General features: G+C 30.6%; 23 protein-coding genes and 1 tRNA gene. 12 read left to right on the top strand and 12 right to left on the bottom strand.

Annotated elements, in window-relative coordinates; all coding sequences use genetic code 11:
- The first annotated feature begins 49 nt into the window (after positions 1–49).
- Complete coding sequence (pepE, locus tag BT151_RS13930) at positions 50–757, top strand: dipeptidase PepE (RefSeq protein ID WP_072402943.1); 708 nt, start codon at positions 50–52, stop codon at positions 755–757.
- A gap of 31 nt (positions 758–788) precedes the next feature.
- Here pepE and BT151_RS13925 read toward each other — a convergent pair.
- Both BT151_RS13925 and BT151_RS13920 read right to left on the bottom strand, forming a co-directional pair.
- Positions 789–861: transfer RNA gene (locus BT151_RS13925), tRNA-Gly, on the bottom strand.
- Positions 862–912: 51 nt separating this feature from the next.
- Positions 913–1338: a GNAT family N-acetyltransferase gene (locus BT151_RS13920; protein ID WP_072402942.1), complete on the bottom strand. Its 426-nt coding sequence runs from the start codon at positions 1336–1338 to the stop codon at positions 913–915.
- A gap of 78 nt (positions 1339–1416) precedes the next feature.
- On the opposite strand from BT151_RS13920, the gene BT151_RS18850 reads away from it, so the two are divergent.
- On the top strand, positions 1417–1872 hold the full coding sequence (locus BT151_RS18850; protein WP_072402941.1) for a GNAT family N-acetyltransferase: 456 nt from the start codon (positions 1417–1419) through the stop codon (positions 1870–1872).
- Positions 1873–1960: 88 nt separating this feature from the next.
- Complete coding sequence (locus tag BT151_RS13910; protein ID WP_072402940.1) at positions 1961–2728, top strand: M48 family metalloprotease; 768 nt, start codon at positions 1961–1963, stop codon at positions 2726–2728.
- A gap of 70 nt (positions 2729–2798) precedes the next feature.
- On the opposite strand, the gene BT151_RS13905 is transcribed toward BT151_RS13910, so the two are convergent.
- Positions 2799–3194 carry an ankyrin repeat domain-containing protein gene (locus BT151_RS13905; protein WP_072402939.1) on the bottom strand — a complete coding sequence of 132 codons (396 nt, stop codon included), beginning with the start codon at positions 3192–3194 and terminating at the stop codon, positions 2799–2801.
- 248 nt (positions 3195–3442) lie between these two features.
- Here BT151_RS13905 and gpmI point away from each other — a divergent pair, with 248 nt between their 5' ends.
- Positions 3443–4960 (top strand): 2,3-bisphosphoglycerate-independent phosphoglycerate mutase, encoded by a 1518-nt coding sequence (gene gpmI / locus BT151_RS13900; protein ID WP_072402938.1) that lies wholly within the window; start codon positions 3443–3445, stop codon positions 4958–4960.
- A 54-nt stretch (positions 4961–5014) separates the two neighbouring features.
- Positions 5015–5419, top strand: a complete 405-nt coding sequence (locus BT151_RS13895; RefSeq protein WP_072402937.1) for a BT0820 family HAD-type phosphatase — start codon at positions 5015–5017, stop codon at positions 5417–5419.
- An 8-nt stretch (positions 5420–5427) separates the two neighbouring features.
- On the opposite strand, the gene BT151_RS13890 is transcribed toward BT151_RS13895, so the two are convergent.
- A complete protein-coding gene (locus BT151_RS13890; RefSeq protein ID WP_072402936.1) occupies positions 5428–6693 on the bottom strand; it encodes an acetyl-CoA hydrolase/transferase family protein in 1266 nt (421 codons plus the stop codon).
- A gap of 120 nt (positions 6694–6813) precedes the next feature.
- On the opposite strand from BT151_RS13890, the gene map reads away from it, so the two are divergent.
- The 3 genes from map to BT151_RS13875 are packed head-to-tail and all read left to right on the top strand — an operon-like array spanning position 6814 to position 8723.
- Positions 6814–7632, top strand: a complete 819-nt coding sequence (gene map / locus BT151_RS13885) for a type I methionyl aminopeptidase (RefSeq protein ID WP_072402935.1) — start codon at positions 6814–6816, stop codon at positions 7630–7632.
- Positions 7632–7952, top strand: a complete 321-nt coding sequence (locus BT151_RS13880; RefSeq protein WP_072402934.1) for a cupin domain-containing protein — start codon at positions 7632–7634, stop codon at positions 7950–7952. The genes map and BT151_RS13880 overlap by 1 nt, the downstream gene beginning before the upstream one ends.
- Positions 7953–7958: 6 nt before the next feature.
- Entirely contained in the window at positions 7959–8723 is a 765-nt protein-coding gene (locus BT151_RS13875) for a class I SAM-dependent methyltransferase (protein WP_072402933.1), read from the top strand.
- A gap of 55 nt (positions 8724–8778) precedes the next feature.
- Here BT151_RS13875 and BT151_RS13870 read toward each other — a convergent pair whose 3' ends face one another.
- Both BT151_RS13870 and BT151_RS13865 read right to left on the bottom strand, forming a co-directional pair.
- Complete coding sequence (locus BT151_RS13870; protein WP_072402932.1) at positions 8779–9753, bottom strand: FAD:protein FMN transferase; 975 nt, start codon at positions 9751–9753, stop codon at positions 8779–8781.
- Complete coding sequence (locus tag BT151_RS13865) at positions 9754–10131, bottom strand: Na(+)-translocating NADH-quinone reductase subunit F (RefSeq protein ID WP_072402931.1); 378 nt, start codon at positions 10129–10131, stop codon at positions 9754–9756.
- Between the two features lie 244 nt (positions 10132–10375).
- Here BT151_RS13865 and BT151_RS13860 point away from each other — a divergent pair, with 244 nt between their 5' ends.
- The 4 genes from BT151_RS13860 to BT151_RS13845 all read left to right on the top strand — a co-directional run bounded on the left by BT151_RS13860 (position 10376) and on the right by BT151_RS13845 (position 13658).
- Positions 10376–11110 (top strand): tetratricopeptide repeat protein, encoded by a 735-nt coding sequence (locus BT151_RS13860; protein ID WP_072402930.1) that lies wholly within the window; start codon positions 10376–10378, stop codon positions 11108–11110.
- Between the two features lie 52 nt (positions 11111–11162).
- Positions 11163–11618 (top strand): Na(+)-translocating NADH-quinone reductase subunit F, encoded by a 456-nt coding sequence (locus tag BT151_RS13855; RefSeq protein ID WP_072402929.1) that lies wholly within the window; start codon positions 11163–11165, stop codon positions 11616–11618.
- 152 nt (positions 11619–11770) lie between these two features.
- Positions 11771–13270, top strand: a complete 1500-nt coding sequence (locus BT151_RS13850; RefSeq protein WP_084647975.1) for a PAS domain-containing sensor histidine kinase — start codon at positions 11771–11773, stop codon at positions 13268–13270.
- Positions 13257–13658 (top strand): response regulator, encoded by a 402-nt coding sequence (locus tag BT151_RS13845; RefSeq protein WP_072402928.1) that lies wholly within the window; start codon positions 13257–13259, stop codon positions 13656–13658. The genes BT151_RS13850 and BT151_RS13845 overlap by 14 nt, the downstream gene beginning before the upstream one ends.
- Before the next feature lie 117 nt (positions 13659–13775).
- Here BT151_RS13845 and nqrF read toward each other — a convergent pair whose 3' ends face one another.
- The 6 genes from nqrF to BT151_RS13815 are packed head-to-tail and all read right to left on the bottom strand — an operon-like array spanning position 13776 to position 19813.
- The gene (gene nqrF / locus BT151_RS13840) at positions 13776–15083 is read right to left on the bottom strand and encodes an NADH:ubiquinone reductase (Na(+)-transporting) subunit F (RefSeq protein ID WP_072403178.1); all 1308 of its coding nucleotides are present in this window, start codon (positions 15081–15083) and stop codon (positions 13776–13778) included.
- Between the two features lies 1 nt (position 15084).
- Positions 15085–15810, bottom strand: coding sequence for an NADH:ubiquinone reductase (Na(+)-transporting) subunit E (gene nqrE / locus BT151_RS13835; RefSeq protein ID WP_072402927.1), 726 nt, complete (start codon positions 15808–15810; stop codon positions 15085–15087).
- A gap of 21 nt (positions 15811–15831) precedes the next feature.
- Positions 15832–16476 (bottom strand): NADH:ubiquinone reductase (Na(+)-transporting) subunit D, encoded by a 645-nt coding sequence (locus BT151_RS13830; protein ID WP_072402926.1) that lies wholly within the window; start codon positions 16474–16476, stop codon positions 15832–15834.
- 3 nt (positions 16477–16479) lie between these two features.
- On the bottom strand, positions 16480–17229 hold the full coding sequence (locus tag BT151_RS13825; protein WP_072402925.1) for a Na(+)-translocating NADH-quinone reductase subunit C: 750 nt from the start codon (positions 17227–17229) through the stop codon (positions 16480–16482).
- Between the two features lie 2 nt (positions 17230–17231).
- On the bottom strand, positions 17232–18458 hold the full coding sequence (locus tag BT151_RS13820) for an NADH:ubiquinone reductase (Na(+)-transporting) subunit B (protein ID WP_072402924.1): 1227 nt from the start codon (positions 18456–18458) through the stop codon (positions 17232–17234).
- On the bottom strand, positions 18458–19813 hold the full coding sequence (locus BT151_RS13815; RefSeq protein ID WP_072402923.1) for a Na(+)-translocating NADH-quinone reductase subunit A: 1356 nt from the start codon (positions 19811–19813) through the stop codon (positions 18458–18460). Before BT151_RS13815 ends, BT151_RS13820 begins: the two co-directional genes overlap by 1 nt.
- Positions 19814–19948: the final 135 nt, after the last annotated feature.

Raw genomic sequence — 19948 nt, 5'->3', positions numbered from 1 at the left:
TTTTGCTAAAATCAATTTTTGATTAGATTTACGCTGAAACAATATTATTATGAAAAACATTATAATTGCTAGCACCTCTACAATACATGGAAGTGGTTATTTAGACTATATTTTAGATGATTTAAAAACGTTTTTTAAAAACGCTAATACCATTTTATTTATTCCTTATGCAAGACCAAGCGGTATATCGCATGATGATTATACAAAAATAGTAAGTGAAGCTTTTTCTGAAATTGATAAAAAAATAAAAGGTGTTCATGAATTCGAAAATCCTATTGAAGCTATAAAAAATGCTGATGCTATTTTTGTAGGTGGCGGCAACACATTTGTATTAACTTATCAACTATATAAAAACAACTTAATTGATGCTTTAAAAACTGCAATTAACAATGGAACTCCATATTTAGGAACCAGTGCAGGGAGCAACATTTGTGGATTGACCATTAAAACCACTAATGATATGCCTATTGTTTACCCTCCAAGCTTTAATGCTTTGGCATTAGTGCCGTTTAATATTAATCCGCATTATTTAGATCCTGTTTCAGGCACCAAACACATGGGAGAAACTAGAGAAACAAGAATAAAAGAATTTCATAACTTTAATACACAACCCGTTATTGGTTTACGCGAAGGCAGTTGGTTAAAAGTAAAAAGTGGTTCTATTGTTTTGAAAGGCACATTAACCGCAAGGATTTTCGAATACAATAAAACACCTTATGAAGTAGAATCGGGAACAGAACTAAATACCCTAAAATAAAAAAGCTCCATCTTTATGATGAAGCTTTTTGAGCGAGAGACCGGGTTCGAACCGGCGACATTCAGCTTGGAAGGCTGACGCTCTACCAACTGAGCTACTCTCGCAATAATCGGCTGCAAATATAGATAAACTGTTTAATTATTTGCAAGAAAAAATCATAACTTTTTCAAAAAATGAAATCCTAAAATTTTAAAGTCCTCATTAAAGTAAAATTTATGTGATGCTGAGTTACTTACATAAGTATTTAGCTCTACTGCTTCACAGCCTTTACTTAGTGCATAACTATATATCCATTTAAAAAATTTCTTTCCTAAACCTTGTCCTCTGTAATCGTCTTCAATAAAAACATGATCTGGCTCCACACTTTTACCTGAATAATGCCTTGTACAAAACCATAAACCACAGGCTCCTATTAATTTTTCTTCATCTAAGATTACTGCACATTCGTAGTTTTGATTAACCATTTCAGAAAATCGTTGTTCTAAAACCTCAAATGAAATTTTATTACCATTTAGCTTTTGCACTAAAGGAATCACTAAATTTATATTTTCCTTTTCTATAATTTTAAACACAAAAGCCATAAACAAGTTTTATGTGAAGGTAATAATTACACAAAATATTTTATATGTTTGAAATATTAAAATTTTAAAAAATTAGACATTAAAAATTTAGATTATAATACTAAGATTATAAGTTCTAAAGAAACTTATAAAGTCAGGCTTCCTGTTTTAAGAGCAGGAAAACCTATTGAAACTTGTGTTTTTGATGGAGATGACCTTAATACGACTTTACATTTTGGCATTTTTACCAAAAAAAATCTAGTAGGTATTTGTTCTTTTTTTAAAAATAGTCACTCGAATTTTTCTGAAGAGAACCAATATCAATTAAGAGGTATGGCAATTTTGAAAGAATATCAAGGTAAAGGGATTGGAAACATCATTCTAAATTACACAGAAGAATTTATAAAGAAAAAGAATACAGATATTATTTGGTGTAATGCAAGAGAAATTGCTGTAGATTTTTACAAAAAAAACAATTACCAAACTATTGGCAAAGCTTTCCCTATAAAAGATATTGGCTTGCATTATGTTATGTATAAAACATTAAAAAAATAGTACATAAATTTAAGTGAATTATTAAAAAAAATGTGTCTATAAATTATAAGCTAAAATTTCGTAAATTTATTACTTATAAATCATCAAAATGAGAGGAAGAAATCTAAAAATTAGACTATTAATAGGTGTTGCCATTGCATTATTTTTTGTTTTTAAAAGATGTAGTCAACGTGAGGAAAACCCTTATACACATAGAATGCAAACTATTTCTATGAATGCCAATGAAGAAATAGCAATTGGCCTTCAAAGTGCACCACAAATGACTCAACAATACGGAGGTTTACATCCTAATAACCAATACCAGGCATTAGTTGATAATGTAGGAAATAAATTAATAAATAATAGTATTGCAAGAGAAACACCCTATAAATATGAATTTCATTTACTGGCAGATCCTAACACAATTAATGCTTTCGCATTACCGGGCGGTCAGGTTTTTATAACCTATGCTCTGTTTTCAAAATTAGAAAATGAAGATCAATTAGCTGGTGTTTTAGGACATGAAATTGGACATGTATTAGGAAGACATAGCGCTGAACGTATCGCAGAAAGTGAATACTGGCAAGGATTAGCAACTGCTGGTTCTGTTGGTGCCGATATGGGTGGTTTAGTCAGTGGGATTGGTCAAAACACTTTACTAACAAATGGAAGAGATGATGAACTAGAAAGTGATGATCTTGGAGTTAAATTTATGATTAAAGCTGGATACCAACCCGAAGAAATGATTGGAGTTATGGAAATTTTAAAAGCTTCTGCTGGACCAAATCGTCTACCAGAATTTAAAAGTACACATCCAGACCCAGATAATAGAATTGAAAAAATTCAAGAAGCTATAGAAAAATATAAAAACCTATAAAAGAAAAAGCCTTGTAAAACAAGGCTTTTTTTTACGAGTGACTAGCTCAAATAATTACGATATTTTATAATTATTTTTTCTTTTTAGATAATTCTTCTTTTAAAATTATCACAGCATCTTTAGCTCCATGTAACTCTGCATATTCTAAAGCAGTCATTTTTTTATCAGATTTAGCTTTTAAATTGGCTCCTTGTGCAATTAAAAGTTTTAAAATGTCTGTTCTGTTAAATTTTGCTGCATACATAACAGGTGTCATACCGTTAGATTTTTCATTAATGTCTGCTCCTCTCGCAATAAGCTTTTGTACAGTTTCTAAATCGCCTTTAGCAATAGATACACAAAATGAATTTACTTTAAAAAAGTATTCATAAGTGTTAGTTTCAATTTTTTCTGTGATTGGTGTAGCATTAACATTTGCAATAGAAAAACATAATGCGATTGCGGAAATAATGATTGTTTTTTTCATGATGAAAGATTTTAATTTGATTAAATGATTTGTTTTTTGATTTACTATAAAGACGAAAAAAAAATCAATTTGTTACATAAAAAACGATTAATAACACATTTTTAACTTTTAATTCACATATAATTAACGGAATGTCTATTTTTTAAAAACAATCATAAAAGCCTAGAATACGCTACTATTTCAAGCATACTTAATTCATTTTTTTATTAAACTTAACTATCTTTGTGTAGTATTATAATTTTATAAGAATGAACAAAAAAGTTATCCTAATGATACTTGATGGCTGGGGAAATTCTCCAGACCCAAAAGTTTCTGCTATCGATCATGCAAACACACCTTTTATAGATTCACTTTACACAAAATATCCTTACGCGACATTACGTACAGATGGATTACATGTTGGCTTACCCGAAGGACAAATGGGTAATAGCGAAGTTGGACACATGAATTTAGGTGCAGGTAGAATTGTTTATCAGGATTTAGTAAAAGTAAATTTAGCTGTTAAAAACAAAACACTCCATACAGAAAAAGTTTTAGTTGATGCTTTTAATTATGCTAAAACTAATAATAAGGATGTTCATTTCTTAGGATTATTAAGTGATGGCGGCGTGCATTCTCATATTAATCACCTTTTTGGGCTATTGGATGCTGCTAATGATTTTGGCTTAACAAATACATATGTTCATGCATTTACTGATGGACGTGATGTAGATCCTAAATCTGGATACGGGTTTCTTACGGAATTAGAAGACCATTTAGAAAAAACTAATAGTAAATTAGCTTCAGTTACTGGTAGATATTATGCCATGGACCGTGATAAACGTTGGGAACGTGTAAAAATAGCTTATGATGCTATGGTTAATGGTGTTGGTGAGAAATCTACAAATGTTACCGATACTATTCAAAAAAGTTACAATAACGATATTACAGACGAGTTTATAAAACCAATTATTATGGTTGACGATTCTAATGAGCCTGTAACTAAAATTAAAGATGGTGATGTTGTTATCTTTTTCAATTTTAGAACAGATCGTGGACGTGAATTAACTGAAGCCTTGTCTCAAACAGATTTTCACGAGCAAAATATGCATAAGTTGAATTTGCATTATGTAACACTTACAAATTATGATGACACCTATAAAAACGTTAATGTTATTTTCAATAAAGATAACTTAACTGAGACTCTAGGTGAAGTTTTAGAAAAGCATAATAAAAAACAAATTCGAATTGCAGAAACAGAAAAATATCCACATGTTACTTTCTTTTTCTCTGGTGGAAGAGAAGCTCCTTTTATTGGAGAAACTAGAATTTTACGAAACTCACCTAAAGTAGCAACTTATGATTTAAAACCGGAAATGAGTGCTTATGAATTACGTGACGCTCTAATTCCAGAATTACAAAAAGGAGATGTAGATTTTGTGTGTTTAAATTTCGCAAATGGAGATATGGTTGGACATACAGGCGTTATGGAAGCGGCTATTAAAGCTTGTGAGTTTGTTGACGAATGCGTAAAAGATGTTGTTACAACAGCATTAGAAAACGGCTATACAACACTTCTTATAGCAGATCATGGGAATTGTGAAACTATGATAAATCCTGATGGTTCGCCAAATACAGCACATACTACTAATCCTGTTCCTGTTATTTTAATTGATAATGAACTCACTGAGATTAATGATGGTGTTTTAGGAGATATGGCACCAACAATATTAAAACTTATGGGCGTTCCACAACCCGAGGCTATGACGCAACATTCATTAATTTAATTGCAAAAAATTAATTTTTGTATTTTTGTTTATAAACCCGAATCTCTTACTTAAATGAATTTTGAACAACATTTAATCATTGCTGTCGATTTTGATGGTACAATTGTGGAAGATGCTTATCCAAGAATAGGAAAGCCTATGATTTTTGCTTTTGATACATTAAAAAAATTGCAAGCTGAAGGCCATAGACTTATTTTATGGACTTACAGAAGTGGTGATAGATTAAATGAAGCTGTAAGATTTTGTAAAGAAAATGGCATTTTTTTCTATGCAGTTAATAAAAGTTTTCCTGAAGAAGAATTTAAAAATGATGTCAGCAGAAAAATTCATGCCGATTTATTTATTGACGATAGAAATGTTGGTGGTTTTTTAGGTTGGGGAGAGATTTACCAAATGCTAACCAACGAAACGCCACAAATTCCTGAAAAGAAAAAAGGTTTTTTTGACTTATTTAAGTAAGCTACATTTTATATCAGTTCATAATAAGCTTTATCAATAAACTCTCTATGATCTGGATGAGCTATATTCACTAGTGCTTTCACTCTATCTTTAATGGTTTTTCCATATAAATTTGCAATACCATATTCTGTAACAACATAATGCACATGCGATCTTGTAGTAACCACACCTGCACCTGGTTTTAATGATGGCACAATTCTGCTAATACCCTTTTTTGTTATTGAAGGTAAGGCTATAATAGCTTTTCCACCTTCACTTAATGATGCTCCTCTAATGTAATCCATTTGACCGCCAACACCCGAATACATTTTTGCGCCAATAGAATCTGCACAAACCTGTCCTGTAACATCTACTTCTATGGCAGAATTTATAGCTACCATTTTGGGGTTTTGTTTAATAATAGCCGCATCATTTACATAATCTGAAGCCTTCATTTCTACAAACGGATTATCATCAACATAATCATACAAACGTTTTGAGCCTACCAAAAAAGTGGCTAAAGCGCGACCTGGATTAACGCCTTTAAAATTTCCATTAACAACGTCTTTTAAAATTAAATCTATTACACCATCAGAAAACATTTCGGTATGCAATCCTAAATTTTTATGATTTGTAAGACGCGATAAAACAGCGTTGGGAATAGTACCTATTCCCATTTGCAAGGTGCTTCTATCTTCAATTAAGCTGGCAACATAATCTCCAATTTTGTTTTCAATAACAGTTGGTTCACCCAAAAAATGTGTAGGAATAGGTTCATTGCATTGAACAAATAAATCTATTTCTGTATGATGTATAATTCCATCACCATGTGTTCTAGGCATTTGCTCATTTACTTGTGCAATAACTATTTTAGCATTGTCTATTGCTGCTAATGTAGCTTCAACAGAAACACCTAAAGAGCAGTATCCATGTTTATCTGGTATTGAAACGTGAATTAATGCAACATCTAATGGAAGTATATTTCTTTTAAACAATAATGGTAATTCACTTAAAAAAACAGGTGTATAAGAGCCATTTCCAGCTGTTAAAGTATGGCGGACATTATTTCCAATAAAAAATGAGTTTACATGAAAACTATCTTTTAAATCTGGGTTTGCATATGGTGTTTCTCCCTCTACATGTAAATGGCAAACCTCTACATTTCTCAATTCTTCATATCTATCAGACATGGCTTTCATTAATAACTGAGGTGCTGCTGCTGCTGCTTGAACGTAAACTCTATTATTTGATTTTATAACTTTCACAGCTTCTGCCGCACTTACAATCTTATACATAATTAATTATTTATAAAGCAAAATTATCTATTAGTATTCTAAAAAAAACTGTCAAAAGTCATATATCAATAAAAATTGTTAAAATATTATTTTGAGTATCTTTGCCAATATTTTTGAAGTATGATTATAATTAAAACTAGAGAAGAAATTGAATTAATGCGCGAGAGTGCTCTAATTGTGTCAAAAACTTTAGGTGAGGTTGCAAAAGCCATAAAACCGGGAGTCACAACTCTTCAATTAGACAAAATTGCCGAAGAACATATTAGAGATCATGGAGCAATACCTGGGTTTTTAGGCCTTTATGATTTCCCTAATACGCTTTGCATGAGCCCTAACACTCAAGTAGTTCATGGCATTCCTAATGATACACCTTTAGTTGAAGGTGATATTATTTCTATAGATTGTGGTGCTCTTAAAAATGGTTTTTATGGAGATCATGCTTACACATTTGCTATTGGTGAAATTGCTCCTGAAACGGAAAAACTTCTTCAAGTAACCAAAGAATCTTTATACGTTGGTATAAGAGAATTTAAAGCAAACAACCGAGTTGGAGATGTTGGTTATGCTATTCAAAAATATTGCGAAGATCATGGTTATGGTGTTGTTAGAGAATTGGTAGGCCATGGTTTAGGTAAGAAAATGCACGAAGATCCAGAAATGCCAAATTATGGAAAACGGGGTAGAGGCAAAAAGTTTGTTGACGGTATGGTTGTCGCTATTGAACCAATGATAAACTTAGGAACACATCGTATAAAACAACATCGTGATGGCTGGACTATTACTACTTTAGACAATAAACCTAGCGCACATTTTGAACATGATGTTGCTCTAGTTGATGGTAAACCAGAATTACTTTCAACCTTTGCTTATATATATGATGCTTTAGAAATTGAAAGTGATGAGGAAAATGAGTTTAGAAAAGAAGCACTAATTATATAATGAAGAATTTAAACATTTCTAAAATACCTGAAAAAGAATTAGCAAAAGGTATTACTGGTAAGTATGCACATTCTGAAAACATGACCATTGGTTTTGTTAATATTATTAAAGGTTCTGTTTTACCACCTCACTCTCACATTCATGAGCAAGCTACACAAATAATTTCTGGTAAATTAGAAATGACTATTGGAAATGTTACTAAAGTTTTAGAACCAGGAGAAATAACTATTATTCCATCAAATGTAGTTCATGGCGCTGTTGCATTAACAGATTGTGTTGTTACCGATACCTTCTATCCTGTTAGAGAAGATTACAAATAATCTACATTGAAAAAAATCTTTAAGTTTATATTAAACGTAATTCCTAGACCTTTATTAATAAGGTTAAGTTACCTTATTAGACCTCTTTTAGCACTCTTCTTAAAAGGTAATAAGTTTACCGATCCTATTGATGGTAAAAGTTTTAAAACTTTTTTGCCTTATGGTTATGGTAAGCAACGAAATAATGTCTTATCGCCTTCAACACTAAGCTTAGAACGTCATCGATTATTGTGGTTATACCTTAAAAATGAAACTGACTTTTTTACAGCTAAAAAAAAACTACTTCATTTTGCACCAGAACAAGCTTTTTACAAAAGGTTTAAAACCATGAAAAATCTTGATTACACAACTACAGATTTAAATTCTCCGCTTGCTGATGTAAAAGCCGATATTTGTAAACTTCCTTTTGCTAATAAAGAATTTGATATTATTTTTTGCAACCATGTTTTAGAGCATATTCCAGATGACACAAAAGCGATGCAAGAATTATATCGTGTTTTAAAACCAAATGGAATGGCGATTCTTCAAATTCCTCAAGATTTAAATAAAGCTACTACTTTTGAAGACGATACAATAACAGATAAAAAAGAACGCGCAAAAATATTTGGTCAATATGACCATGTTAGAGTTTATGGTCGTGATTATTTTAACAAATTACGCTCTGTTGGTTTTAAGGTTGATGAAGTAAATTATACTGCAAAACTTTCTAATGAAGATATTAATAAATACTGCCTTGCAAAAGGTGAAATTATTCCTGTAGTTTATAAATAAATTTATTTCGAAACTCTATCTAAGAGATTACCAATTAATCCTTATAATGACATAATTAATTTTCTGGAAAATCATTTAGTGAAACTGTTTCAAATTCCTTTTTATCATTTTCAAAAATCAAAAACACTTTAAGTTCTTGATGAAATTTTAAAAAAGCTTTTACTTTTTCGATTCCCATGGCTTTAAAAGCAGTAGCATAAGCATCAGCCATCATACATTGTTTTGCAATAACTGAAACACTTAAAACATTCGTTTTGCTTGGATATCCCGTTTTAGTATCAATTATATGTGCATACTTATTACCATTATCGTCTATCTTATACTTTCTATAAGTTCCTGAAGTTGCCATAGCTTCATCTTTTAAACTTATTGACTTTAAAATTGATTGTTCACCATCAAAATTAGGTTTCTCAACACCAACTTTCCATTTATTTTCTTTTTCAGCATTTATTCCTTTTACTCTAATTTCTCCTCCAATTTCAACTAGGTAATTGGCTATGTTTTTAGATTCTAAAAACTCTCCAACAACATCAACACCATATCCCTTTGCAATAGCATTAAAATCTATAAAAGCATCTTTTGGCTTCATAAGATGACTATCAATTCTAAGGATTTTATCAAATCCGACTGAAACCATTAAACTATCAATTTTAAGACTATCAAGGTTCATTATTTTACCTTCAGGTCCAAAATCCCATGCATTAACAACAGCTCCAATTGTAGGATCAAAAGCACCTTCGGTATCATAAAATATTTTTTTTGAAGCCTTAAAAACATTTTCAAAATGCACATCTGTATCTACTACTTCACCTCTATTTATTTTTGAAATTATAGAATTAGCTTGATAAGTTGATAATGACTTATTAATCTCATAGAACAGGCTATCAAATTGTTTTTCATAATCTATCTCAGAATCATAAATAATGGAATAAGTAGTTCCAAAAACTGGTCCCTTTAGTGCTGTGTTTTTTGGGGCTTTACCACAACTAAATACAAATAGACAAATAAGTAATATTATTATATTTTTCATTTAATTTAAATTAGTTTCTAAAACTTGAATACCATTATATTCCAATAAATATTCTTCATTTAAGCAAATAGGTTCTTTTTTATTATTAATATTTCCTAAACCAACACCAGCATATAGCACTTTTGCATCTTTTTCTCTTGCATGTTTTTTAAAAGATTCCATCCAGACTACATCATAATTATTAGGGTTTTCCGGTAAAATAACAGCTCTAACAATAACAAAATAATACTGTTTGTTTTTATCAATACAAACAAATTGAGGATGCTTTTTAAGTTTACTATTAACAGCTATAAACTCAAAACCACGTTGCTCTAAATCTTTTCCTACATAATTCATTGCTAAATTATGTAATTCTTGTTCTGATAGTGGTTTACTCATGCTGCTAAAATAATATATAATTTTCAAGAATTTATTAAAGATGAAAAAACGTTTCTAAAAGTAGATAAACGAATTATTAATCCTTTAATAGTTAAGTGTTTGTATTAAATTGTAATAATTGTACCTTTCTTATAATTAGTCATGAACATAGAAAAAACTCATAAAAAGGAATATCAAAACCATCTATAAGTTATAAAAACAATAATCATTTTACCTTATCATTTATATATTATATAATTAAGAATTGGAAAATAATAATGACATACCAAAAGAATTATTTGAGGCTATAGAACGTTACATTAACGGCACTATGAAACCAGATGAATTAAAAGATTTCAATGATTACCTAAAAATTGACTCTGAATTTAAAAAGCAGGTTGAAGATATTAAAACTATGCTTTTAGCCAAAGAAACCAAATCATTAAAAGAAGATTCTAAACCCTCAACCAAAGATCTAACCAAAACAAAAACCACTAAGACTCCTGCAAAAGTTAGGCTTTTAAAATCCAGTAAAATAGCTTTAGTTGCTGCAATTATTATTGCTTTGGGTAGTATTTGGTATTTTAGTAATTCCCCAAATCAAAAACTCTATTCTAAATATTTTAAACCCGCTACAGAATTGCCTGAAATTAATATCAAAAATAGTTCTTACTTATATGAATATGATGCCATGAAAAATTACAAAAATGGTAATTACAGTAAAGCTATAAAAGAATGGCAAATTTTAAATGAACAAAAAATAAATAACGATACATTAAATTACTTTTTAGGTATTGCAAAAATGGCTAATAACAATGTGCCAGATGCTATTCCTTTTTTAGAGAGATGTGTTGCAAAAAATTCTTTTTCACTATTAAATAATGCTTACTTTTATTTAGGACTTGCCTATTTAAACGAGGGAAATATTGAATTAGCTAAGAAATATATCAGTTTAAGCAAAAACGATGTAAGTGAAGAAATTCTTCTCAAAATTCGATAATTGATATCATTGGATTCATTTATTTTTTTAATTATCTTAGAAATAAAAAAACATGAAAACTTCAATTCGTTTAGAAGAGGCCTTAAGTAAACTATATATTGCTTTTCACAATGATGAGTTATATCCAGAATGTTGCAAACAATGTGCTGTTGGCAACATATTAAATAATACAGATAGTTGGAAACACCTTTCAGACCATCATGGTTCTACCACATTGAATTATATTGGAAAAGTCCATCAAACATTAGGCAGGAAGTTTAATGGTTATTCTCCTTTAGAGTTATTACAAATTGAATCCATATTTTTGAAGGCTTGTGGGTATAAATTACCACTTCATTATAAAAATGAAAAGCCAAAAATTCTATCAAATAAGGAAAATCTATTTAAAGGTTTATCAGAAGTTATTAAGTTTTTATGCACTTTAGATGGTATAGATAATGTTATGGATTATACTAAACTCTTTAAATTTAAAAAAAATCAATATATGGAGTTAAACCAATTCATTTAACAAAAATGTTGAAAATAAGCTTCTTACAAAATAAAAAATAAAAACTACCCCTACACAAAAAGCATTTAATCGATAAAAATTGCATTTAAACCATTATAAATGTAAAAATTTACTTAAATTGCCAGCCTTAATCCCTACTAATTAATCTATTTATGTTAAATCCTGTTCAAAATTTAAAACCTACCAAAAATAGTATTTATCTTGATTTTATTGAAAAAAATGCTTCAATTGGTACTTGGGAATTTGACCTAAGATCAACGTCGCTTTATTGGAGTTCTGAAACAAAAAAAATACATGAAGTCCCACAAAATTTTGAACCAGATGTTAAAACAGCTCTTAGTTTTTACAAACAAGGAGATAGCCTAAACAAAATTGACAAAGCCTTTACAGACTGTATAGAAAAATTTGAAGATTATGATATTGAGGTTCAAATTATAACATCCACCGGGAAGGAAAAATGGGTAAGAGCTATTGGAAAACCACTTATTGAAAATAATGAATGTGTAAAAATTATTGGACTATTTCAAGATATTGATGAAAAGACAAAAAATGCTAAAGCTTTAGCTGATAAAGAAGACCAGCTTAGAAAAACTTTCGAAAATGCTTTAATAGGTATGGCAACTATAGACTTAAGAGGTAATTGGATCTCTGTAAATAAAAGTCTGTGTGAAACATTTGGTTATACGAAAAAAGAGTTCTTAAAACTTACTTTTATGGATATTACACATCCTAAAGATGTAAGTATGGCACGACAAGCTGTGTTTGATATGATTAATGGAAAAATTAATCATTTTAAAACAGAAATAAGTTATATGCACAAAAATGGTCGAACTATTTGGGCTTCATTATCTGCAACTATTATTAAAGATAAATCTGGAGTACCATTGCATTTTGTCGCACAGACTAATGACCTTACGCAAATAAAAGAAAGCACAAATAGAATAGTAAAATTATTAGACACAACCGAAAATCAAAACAAGCGTCTATTAAATTTTGCACATATTGTATCACATAATTTAAGGTCTCATTACAGTAATCTAGACATGCTATTAGATATCACAAAAATGGATATGCCAGAAACAACTAATAATGAAATTTTTCCTTTAATGGAACAAGCTGTAAGCCATTTAGGTGAAACGGTTGAAAATTTAAATGAAGTTGCTTCTATTAATATTAAAAAGGATTTAAAGAAAGAGCCTATAAATTTATTAGAAAGTTTTGATAAAATATCTGCAAGTATAGCAGCCTTGATTATTGAATCTAAAACAAAATTATGTGTTGATATTAACAAAGACATTTACGTTGAAGCGATACCAGCATATTTAGATAGTATTTTATTAAATTTTCTTACGAATGCGATAAAATATAAAAAACTAAATGAAACTCCCAAAATTGAATTACATGCCTCAATTAAAAACGATTATATTGTTCTAAAAATACAAGATCACGGTTTAGGTATTGATTTAGAAAAATATGGTGACAAACTATTTGGAATGTATAAAACATTTCATAAACATGAGGATTCTCGTGGTATTGGCTTATTTATAACAAAAAATCAAGTAGAAGCAATTGGAGGTGAAATTGAAGTTGAAAGCGAAGTTAATGTTGGCACAACATTTAATATATATTTAAAGAATTATGAAAAAAATTGATATTGCTTGTATTATTGATGACGACCCAATATTTGTATTTGGGATAAAAAAAATGATGCAATTTGCAAACTTTTGTGAATCGTTTATGATTTTTAAAAACGGTGAAGAAGCCTTAAATAATTTAAAAGCTATTATAGATTCTGGAAAAAACATTCCAGATGTTATTTTATTGGATATTAATATGCCTGTTATGGATGGATGGCAGTTTTTAGATGAATTTATAAAAATTGAATCACATAAGTTAATCACAGTCTATATTGTAAGTTCATCTATTGATCCAAGAGATAAAGACCGTGTAAAGAATTATGAAAATGTTTCTAATTTTATTGTAAAACCAATATCAATAGAATCTTTAAAAAATATTTCTAAAGAATTATTGAATAATTAATAATATAGACAACCAATTAAATTGATGATAATAAAAAAAACCAACTCGAAACGAGTTGGTTTTTTTATTTGATTTATATAAACTCCTGCTATTTATTTGCAAGAATAAAATAACTTTTTATCCTCCAAAGTCATCAAATCTAATATGCTCATCTGGTATACCAAAATCTTCACCCATTTTTTGAACAGCTTTGTTCATTAATGGTGGTCCACAGAAATATAGTTCAATATCCTCTGGTGATTCATGATGACTTAAATAATTATCAATAACACAGTTATGAATGAATCCTACGAAACCATCTCCTGGTGCATCAATATTTTCTTTTACTTTCCAGTTATCTTCTGGTAAAGGTTCAGATAATGCTAAATAGAATTTAAAATTAGGAAAATCTTTTTCTAATTTATAAAAATGATCTAAATAAAATAATTCTCTTTTAGAACGACCTCCATACCAATAAGTAACTTTTCTTCCTGTTTTTAAAGTTCTAAATAAATGATATAAGTGAGAACGCATTGGTGCCATTCCTGCTCCTCCACCTACGTACAACATTTCAGCTTCAGACTCATTAATGAAGAATTCACCATAAGGTCCAGAAATTGTTACTTTATCTCCTGGTTTTTGATTAAAAATATAAGATGATGCGATACCTGGATTAACATCCATCCATCCATTTTTAGCTCTATCCCATGGTGGACATGCTACACGAACATTCAACATAACTTCACGCCCTTCTGCTGGATAAGAAGCCATAGAATATGCTCTTTCAATAGTTTCTGTGTTCTTCATTACTAATGGCCAAAGACCAAACTTATCCCATTCTGTTTGAAACTTATCTGGTGTTTCATGTTCTTCAGGATGCGCTGTAATATCCATATCAGAATATTTTACTTCACATGGAGGAATTTCAATTTGAATATACCCACCAGCTTTGTAACCCATATCTTCTGGAATTTCAACAACAAACTCCTTAATAAATGATGCCACATTATAATTACGCACCACAGTCGCTTCCCATTTTTTAATCCCAAATACTTCTTCAGGAATGGTAATGTTCATGTCTTGCTTTACTTTAACTTGACATGCCAAACGAGCACCGTGCTTTAATTCTTTTCTTGTAAAATGAGGAGTTTCAGTAGGTAAAGCTTCTCCTCCACCTTCTAAAACGTGACACTCGCACTGAATACAAGTTCCTCCTCCACCACAAGCTGATGGTAAGAATATTTTTTGATTTCCTAAAGTAGATAACAATGTACCTCCTGAAGCAACTTCAATTTCTTTTTCACCATTAATCGTAATTTTTACGGGACCAGATGGTGATAATTTTTGTTTTACAATTAATAGTAATGCCACTAACAACAACGTTATAATTAAAAATGCTGTTACAGTTGCAATTACGGTTCCTAATGTTCCTGCTGCCAAAATCATATTATTCATTTACTTTTATGTTGTTAGCTACCACTTTATCCTTTTCTAAATCTTCTTTAGACTTTTCTACTTTCACAGTCTTTACTTCTTTAGGAGCTTCTTCTTCATCACCACCAGTTAACATACCTCCAAAACTCATAAAACCTATAGCCATTAAACCAGTAATAATAAAGGTTATTCCTAAGCCTCTTAATGCTGGTGGCACATTTGAATATCTAATTTTTTCACGAATTGCCGCAATAGCTAAAATAGCTAAAAACCATCCAATTCCAGAACCAACTCCATAAGTTGTTGCTAATCCTAATGTTGGAATTTCACGAGATTGCATAAATAAAGAACCTCCTAAAATAGCACAGTTTACAGCAATAAGTGGCAAGAAAATACCAAGTGAATTATATAATGATGGTGAGAATTTCTCAACTACAATTTCTACCAATTGTACCATGGTTGCAATAGTTGCAATAAACATGATAAATGATAAGAAACTTAAATCGTAATCTGCATACTCTGCTCCTAGCCATTTTAATGCTCCTGGTTGTAAAAGATATTGATCCAATAACCAGTTTAATGGTACTGTAATAGCTAATACAAAAATAACCGCTGCACCAAGACCAACTGCTGTACTTACTTTTTTAGATACCGCTAGGTAAGAACACATTCCCAAGAATGTAGCAAATACCATGTTATCTATAAATATTGATTTGAAAAATAATTCTATATGTTCCATATTCTTTTAATCTACAGATTTTTAATCTTCTATTAATGCTTGATTTCTACTACGTTGTACCCAAATAATGATACCAACCACAATTAATGCCATTGGCGATAATAACATAAATCCGTTATTTTCATATCCTATAGCATATAATCCTGTTTTCTCTATTGGGTCTCCTAAAACTTTAAATCCTAATAATGTACCAGAACCTAATAATTCTCTAAAAAAACCAACTATAATTAGTATAAGTCCATAACCTGCTGCATTACCAATACCGTCTAAAAATGAACGCCAAGGTTTGTTTCCTAAAGCAAAAGCTTCAAAACGTCCCATAATAATACAGTTAGTAATAATTAATCCAACAAATACAGAAAGTGTTTTACTTAACTCGTAAGCAAAGGCTTTTAATACTTGATCTACTATAATTACTAAAGCCGCTACAACTACCAATTGAACGATAATTCTAATTTTAGAAGGGATTATATTTCTCATTAATGAAATAACCACATTTCCTATTGCTAGAACTGCCATTACAGAAAGCGCCATTACAATTGAAGCTTTTAATTCTGCAGTAATTGCTAAAGCAGAACAAATACCAAGTACTTGAATTGTAATTGGGTTATTATCTGCTAATGGATCTGTGATTAACTTTGCGTCTTTTTTTGATAAAAGTCCCATAAATTAATTTGTTTTAAGATTATCTATATAAGGTTTGTAAAGCTTTAAATCTGCTTTAATCATTGCGGTAACACCATTTCCTGTAATAGTTGCTCCAGCAATAGCATCAACCTCATTGTCTGTTTTATTTTCGTTTTTTGGATCTGCGTTTCCTTTTGCTACATCAATTCCTTTAAACACACCCGATTCATTTAATAAATGTTCTCCTATAAAATCATCCATAAAGAAACGTTGTTTAATGTTTGCCCCTAAACCAGGTGTTTCACCTTTATGATCAAAATAAGCACCTTGCACTACCATATTTTCGTCTATTGATACATAAGCCCAAATAGCATCCCAAAGTCCTTTACCATAAATAGGTACTATATAAAATGTTTTACCATCCTTTTCTCCAACAAAAAGAGGTAACTTTCTTTCTAAACCTGCTTTTGCCTTAGCTTGTTCTTTTTTAACATCAATTAAATAGGCTTCAGGATCTTCAGTAACTTTATCACCTTCGATAACCAATTGTTTAGTAATGTATTTTTTAAACAATTCTGGAGCATCTGTAGTAGAAACAAAGTTCGCGCTACTATCATCATTTTCATTTACGCCCATAGCGTATAAAATGTTTTGTTGCTTTTCTAATCGCTTATTTTCATCAATATTAGGTTTTAATGAAGATGCAGCAAATGCTAATAATGCACCTACAACTAACACCATACCTATAGCGAATAGAATTGTATATGAGTTTTTGTCTGTTCTATTTTCCATCGTTATGCAACTTTAGCTTTTAAACGTTTCATTCTTTTCTTCACATTACCTTGTACCACATAATGATCAATGGTTGGTGCAAATACATTCATTAATAAAATAGCAAGCATAACACCTTCTGGATATGCTGGATTAAATACGCGAATCATAATAGAAACAAAACCTATTAAGAAACCGTAAATCCATTTTCCTTTATTAGTTTGAGAAGCAGTAACAGGATCGGTAGCCATAAATACGGTACCAAAAGCAAAACCTCCAATAACTAAATGTTCCCAAAAAGGCGCACTCATTAATCCGTAGAATTTACTACTTTCTGTTATCCATCCTGATGCAGTAACTTGATTAAAAATTAATCCCATTACTATAGCACCTATAACAGATGATAACATAATTCTCCAACTTCCTATTTTAGTGAAAATTAAAAATAAACCTCCTAAAATAATAAGCAATGTTGATGTTTCACCAACTGAACCAGGAATAAAACCTAAAAACATATCCCATAATGAATATGCTATTTCTTTACCTTGAGCTAACCCACCTAAAATAGTTTCTCCAGAAATGGCATCTAAATTTTGACCTGATGCTATAAGCTGATCTCTTTCAACAGCACCATGAATCCAAACTTTATCTCCAGACATCCAAGTTGGATAAGCAAAAAACAAAAAGGCTCTAATAGTTAATGCAGGATTTAAAATATTCATTCCTGTACCACCAAATACTTCTTTACCTATTACAACACCAAATATAACGGCTACAGCTAACATCCATAATGGAATATCTACTGGTACAATAAGCGGCACTAACATACCTGTTACTAAATAACCTTCTTCTACTTCGTGTCCTTTAATTATTGCAAATATAAATTCTATTCCTAAACCAACACCATAAGATACAATTACTAATGGTAAGATTTTCCAAAAACCAACCATGAAATTACTTAGTGTCCAAAACTCTGGGCTAAAGAAACCACTTGTAACAGCTTGAATTTCTCCTAAGGCCAAGTGATGTTGATAACCTGCGTTAAACATACCAAATATTAAACACGGTATCATAGCCATGATAACTGTGTTCATAGTACGTTTTAAATCGTCGGCTACTTTTATATGAGTTCCACCGTGAGTGGTTTCATTTGGTAAGAATAAAAATGTATGAAGTGCAGAAAATGCTGGCAACCATTTTTTATCTTTATTCTTAACTTTAAAATTGTGTAATTTATTTTTTAAACTCATTATCCTATTTCTTTTAGCATTAAGTCTAATCCTTGTCTTATAATTTTTTGATGTGGTTGTTTAGAAACACATACAAATTCTGTTAATGCAAAATCTTCTGGTGCAACTTCGTACATTCCTAAAGCTTCCATTTCATCTAAATCTTGATACATACAAGCTTTTAAAATTTGCATTGGATAGATATCTAAAGGAAAAACTTCTTCATAAGTTCCTGTTGTTACAAAAGCACGATGCTCACCATTAGTATTGGTATTTAAATCGTATTTCTTCTTTGGGTTTAACCAAGAAAATGTTAATGCTCTTGAAGTAGAAACCTTATTAAATACTGGTTTATTCCATCCAAAAAATTCATAATCATCGCCTTCTGGAATCACAGAAATAACATTGCTATAATAATCTAAATTACCATCTGGTGCAACTTGTTTTCCAGATAGAACGTTACCAGAAATAATTCTGTCATTTCCATCTTTATCAACACCTTTATCGTAAATTATAGTAGCAACTTCACTTCCTATAAGGGTTTTAAAATATCTTGGATTTTTTACTGAAGAACCAACTAAAGCTAAAATACGTTCTGCATTAAACTTCCCAGTTAATAGTAATTCACCAATAATAACTAAGTCTTGTGGGCTTACTGTCCACACAACTTCCCCTTTATTTACAGGGTCAATTTTATTAATCAGTGTCCCAACATTTCCTGATGGATGCGGTCCAAAAACTTTATGCAAAGTAACTCCAGATAATCCAGCCATTGGCGAACTAGCATTTTTCCCAACAGAAACATGCACTTTTCCTTCGGTAAGTTTACCTAAAGCATTTACTGCAGCTTGCAATTCAGATTCTTTTCCTTGTAGAGTAAAATCTAAATCGGCAGCTAATGGCGCGCTTGCATAACCCGAAATAAATATCGCTTTTGGCGATTTATCTGGATTTGCAATAACATCATAAGGACGCTGCCTTATAAACGGCCAGCAACCTGATGCTAATAAATGGGTTTTTACAGTTTCAGCAGTTGCACTATCTAAATTAAACTTCCCATAATCTTCATAAGATTGAGGTTTATCAGCTTCAATTTTAATGGCATCAATGCGTCTTTTTGGTCCACGTACTACTTCTATTACTTTTCCCGAAACTGGAGAAGAAAACTTAACAGCTTCATGTGATTTATCGTAAAACAACGTACTTCCTGCTTTTACAGTTGTACCTTCTTTTGCAACAAGTTTTGGTGTAACACCGTGGAAATCTTCTGGCCTTATGGTGCAGTAGTTACTGATAACTGCTTGTTCTACAGTTTTCTCAGCTTCACCCTTAAGTTTAATGTCCAGACCTTTTTTAATACGAATGTCGTTTGACATATTTATTTATTGAAATTAGTTGTCTAAAAATCGGGGCAAAAATACGAATTAATAGCAACAAAATTCATTCAAATAATTGCAAGTTATTTTATTTATATTTGTTCTAAATAACATAAAAAGTTTAGGCATGGATTT

This window comes from Flaviramulus basaltis (genome assembly GCF_900114265.1).
GTDB lineage: Bacteria > Bacteroidota > Bacteroidia > Flavobacteriales > Flavobacteriaceae > Flaviramulus > Flaviramulus basaltis.
This window is presented reverse-complemented; position numbering and strand designations above follow the sequence as displayed.

Bases quoted from the DNA above. Each gene is read 5' to 3' on its own strand.
- BT151_RS13825 (WP_072402925.1), bottom strand. From the start codon at position 17,229: ATGGAAAATAGAACAGACAAAAACTCATATACAATTCTATTCGCTATA.
- BT151_RS13850 (WP_084647975.1), top strand. From the start codon at position 11,771: ATGTTAAATCCTGTTCAAAATTTAAAACCTACCAAAAATAGTATTTAT.
- BT151_RS13820 (WP_072402924.1), bottom strand. From the start codon at position 18,458: ATGAGTTTAAAAAATAAATTACACAATTTTAAAGTTAAGAATAAAGAT.
- BT151_RS13855 (WP_072402929.1), top strand. From the start codon at position 11,163: ATGAAAACTTCAATTCGTTTAGAAGAGGCCTTAAGTAAACTATATATT.
- nqrE (WP_072402927.1), bottom strand. From the start codon at position 15,810: ATGGAACATATAGAATTATTTTTCAAATCAATATTTATAGATAACATG.
- BT151_RS13910 (WP_072402940.1), top strand. From the start codon at position 1,961: ATGAGAGGAAGAAATCTAAAAATTAGACTATTAATAGGTGTTGCCATT.
- gpmI (WP_072402938.1), top strand. From the start codon at position 3,443: ATGAACAAAAAAGTTATCCTAATGATACTTGATGGCTGGGGAAATTCT.
- BT151_RS13815 (WP_072402923.1), bottom strand. From the start codon at position 19,813: ATGTCAAACGACATTCGTATTAAAAAAGGTCTGGACATTAAACTTAAG.
- BT151_RS13905 (WP_072402939.1), bottom strand. From the start codon at position 3,194: ATGAAAAAAACAATCATTATTTCCGCAATCGCATTATGTTTTTCTATT.
- BT151_RS13870 (WP_072402932.1), bottom strand. From the start codon at position 9,753: ATGAAAAATATAATAATATTACTTATTTGTCTATTTGTATTTAGTTGT.
- BT151_RS13830 (WP_072402926.1), bottom strand. From the start codon at position 16,476: ATGGGACTTTTATCAAAAAAAGACGCAAAGTTAATCACAGATCCATTA.
- map (WP_072402935.1), top strand. From the start codon at position 6,814: ATGATTATAATTAAAACTAGAGAAGAAATTGAATTAATGCGCGAGAGT.
- BT151_RS13880 (WP_072402934.1), top strand. From the start codon at position 7,632: ATGAAGAATTTAAACATTTCTAAAATACCTGAAAAAGAATTAGCAAAA.
- nqrF (WP_072403178.1), bottom strand. From the start codon at position 15,083: ATGATTTTGGCAGCAGGAACATTAGGAACCGTAATTGCAACTGTAACA.
- BT151_RS13845 (WP_072402928.1), top strand. From the start codon at position 13,257: ATGAAAAAAATTGATATTGCTTGTATTATTGATGACGACCCAATATTT.
- BT151_RS13865 (WP_072402931.1), bottom strand. From the start codon at position 10,131: ATGAGTAAACCACTATCAGAACAAGAATTACATAATTTAGCAATGAAT.
- BT151_RS13920 (WP_072402942.1), bottom strand. From the start codon at position 1,338: ATGGCTTTTGTGTTTAAAATTATAGAAAAGGAAAATATAAATTTAGTG.
- pepE (WP_072402943.1), top strand. From the start codon at position 50: ATGAAAAACATTATAATTGCTAGCACCTCTACAATACATGGAAGTGGT.
- BT151_RS13890 (WP_072402936.1), bottom strand. From the start codon at position 6,693: ATGTATAAGATTGTAAGTGCGGCAGAAGCTGTGAAAGTTATAAAATCA.
- BT151_RS13895 (WP_072402937.1), top strand. From the start codon at position 5,015: ATGAATTTTGAACAACATTTAATCATTGCTGTCGATTTTGATGGTACA.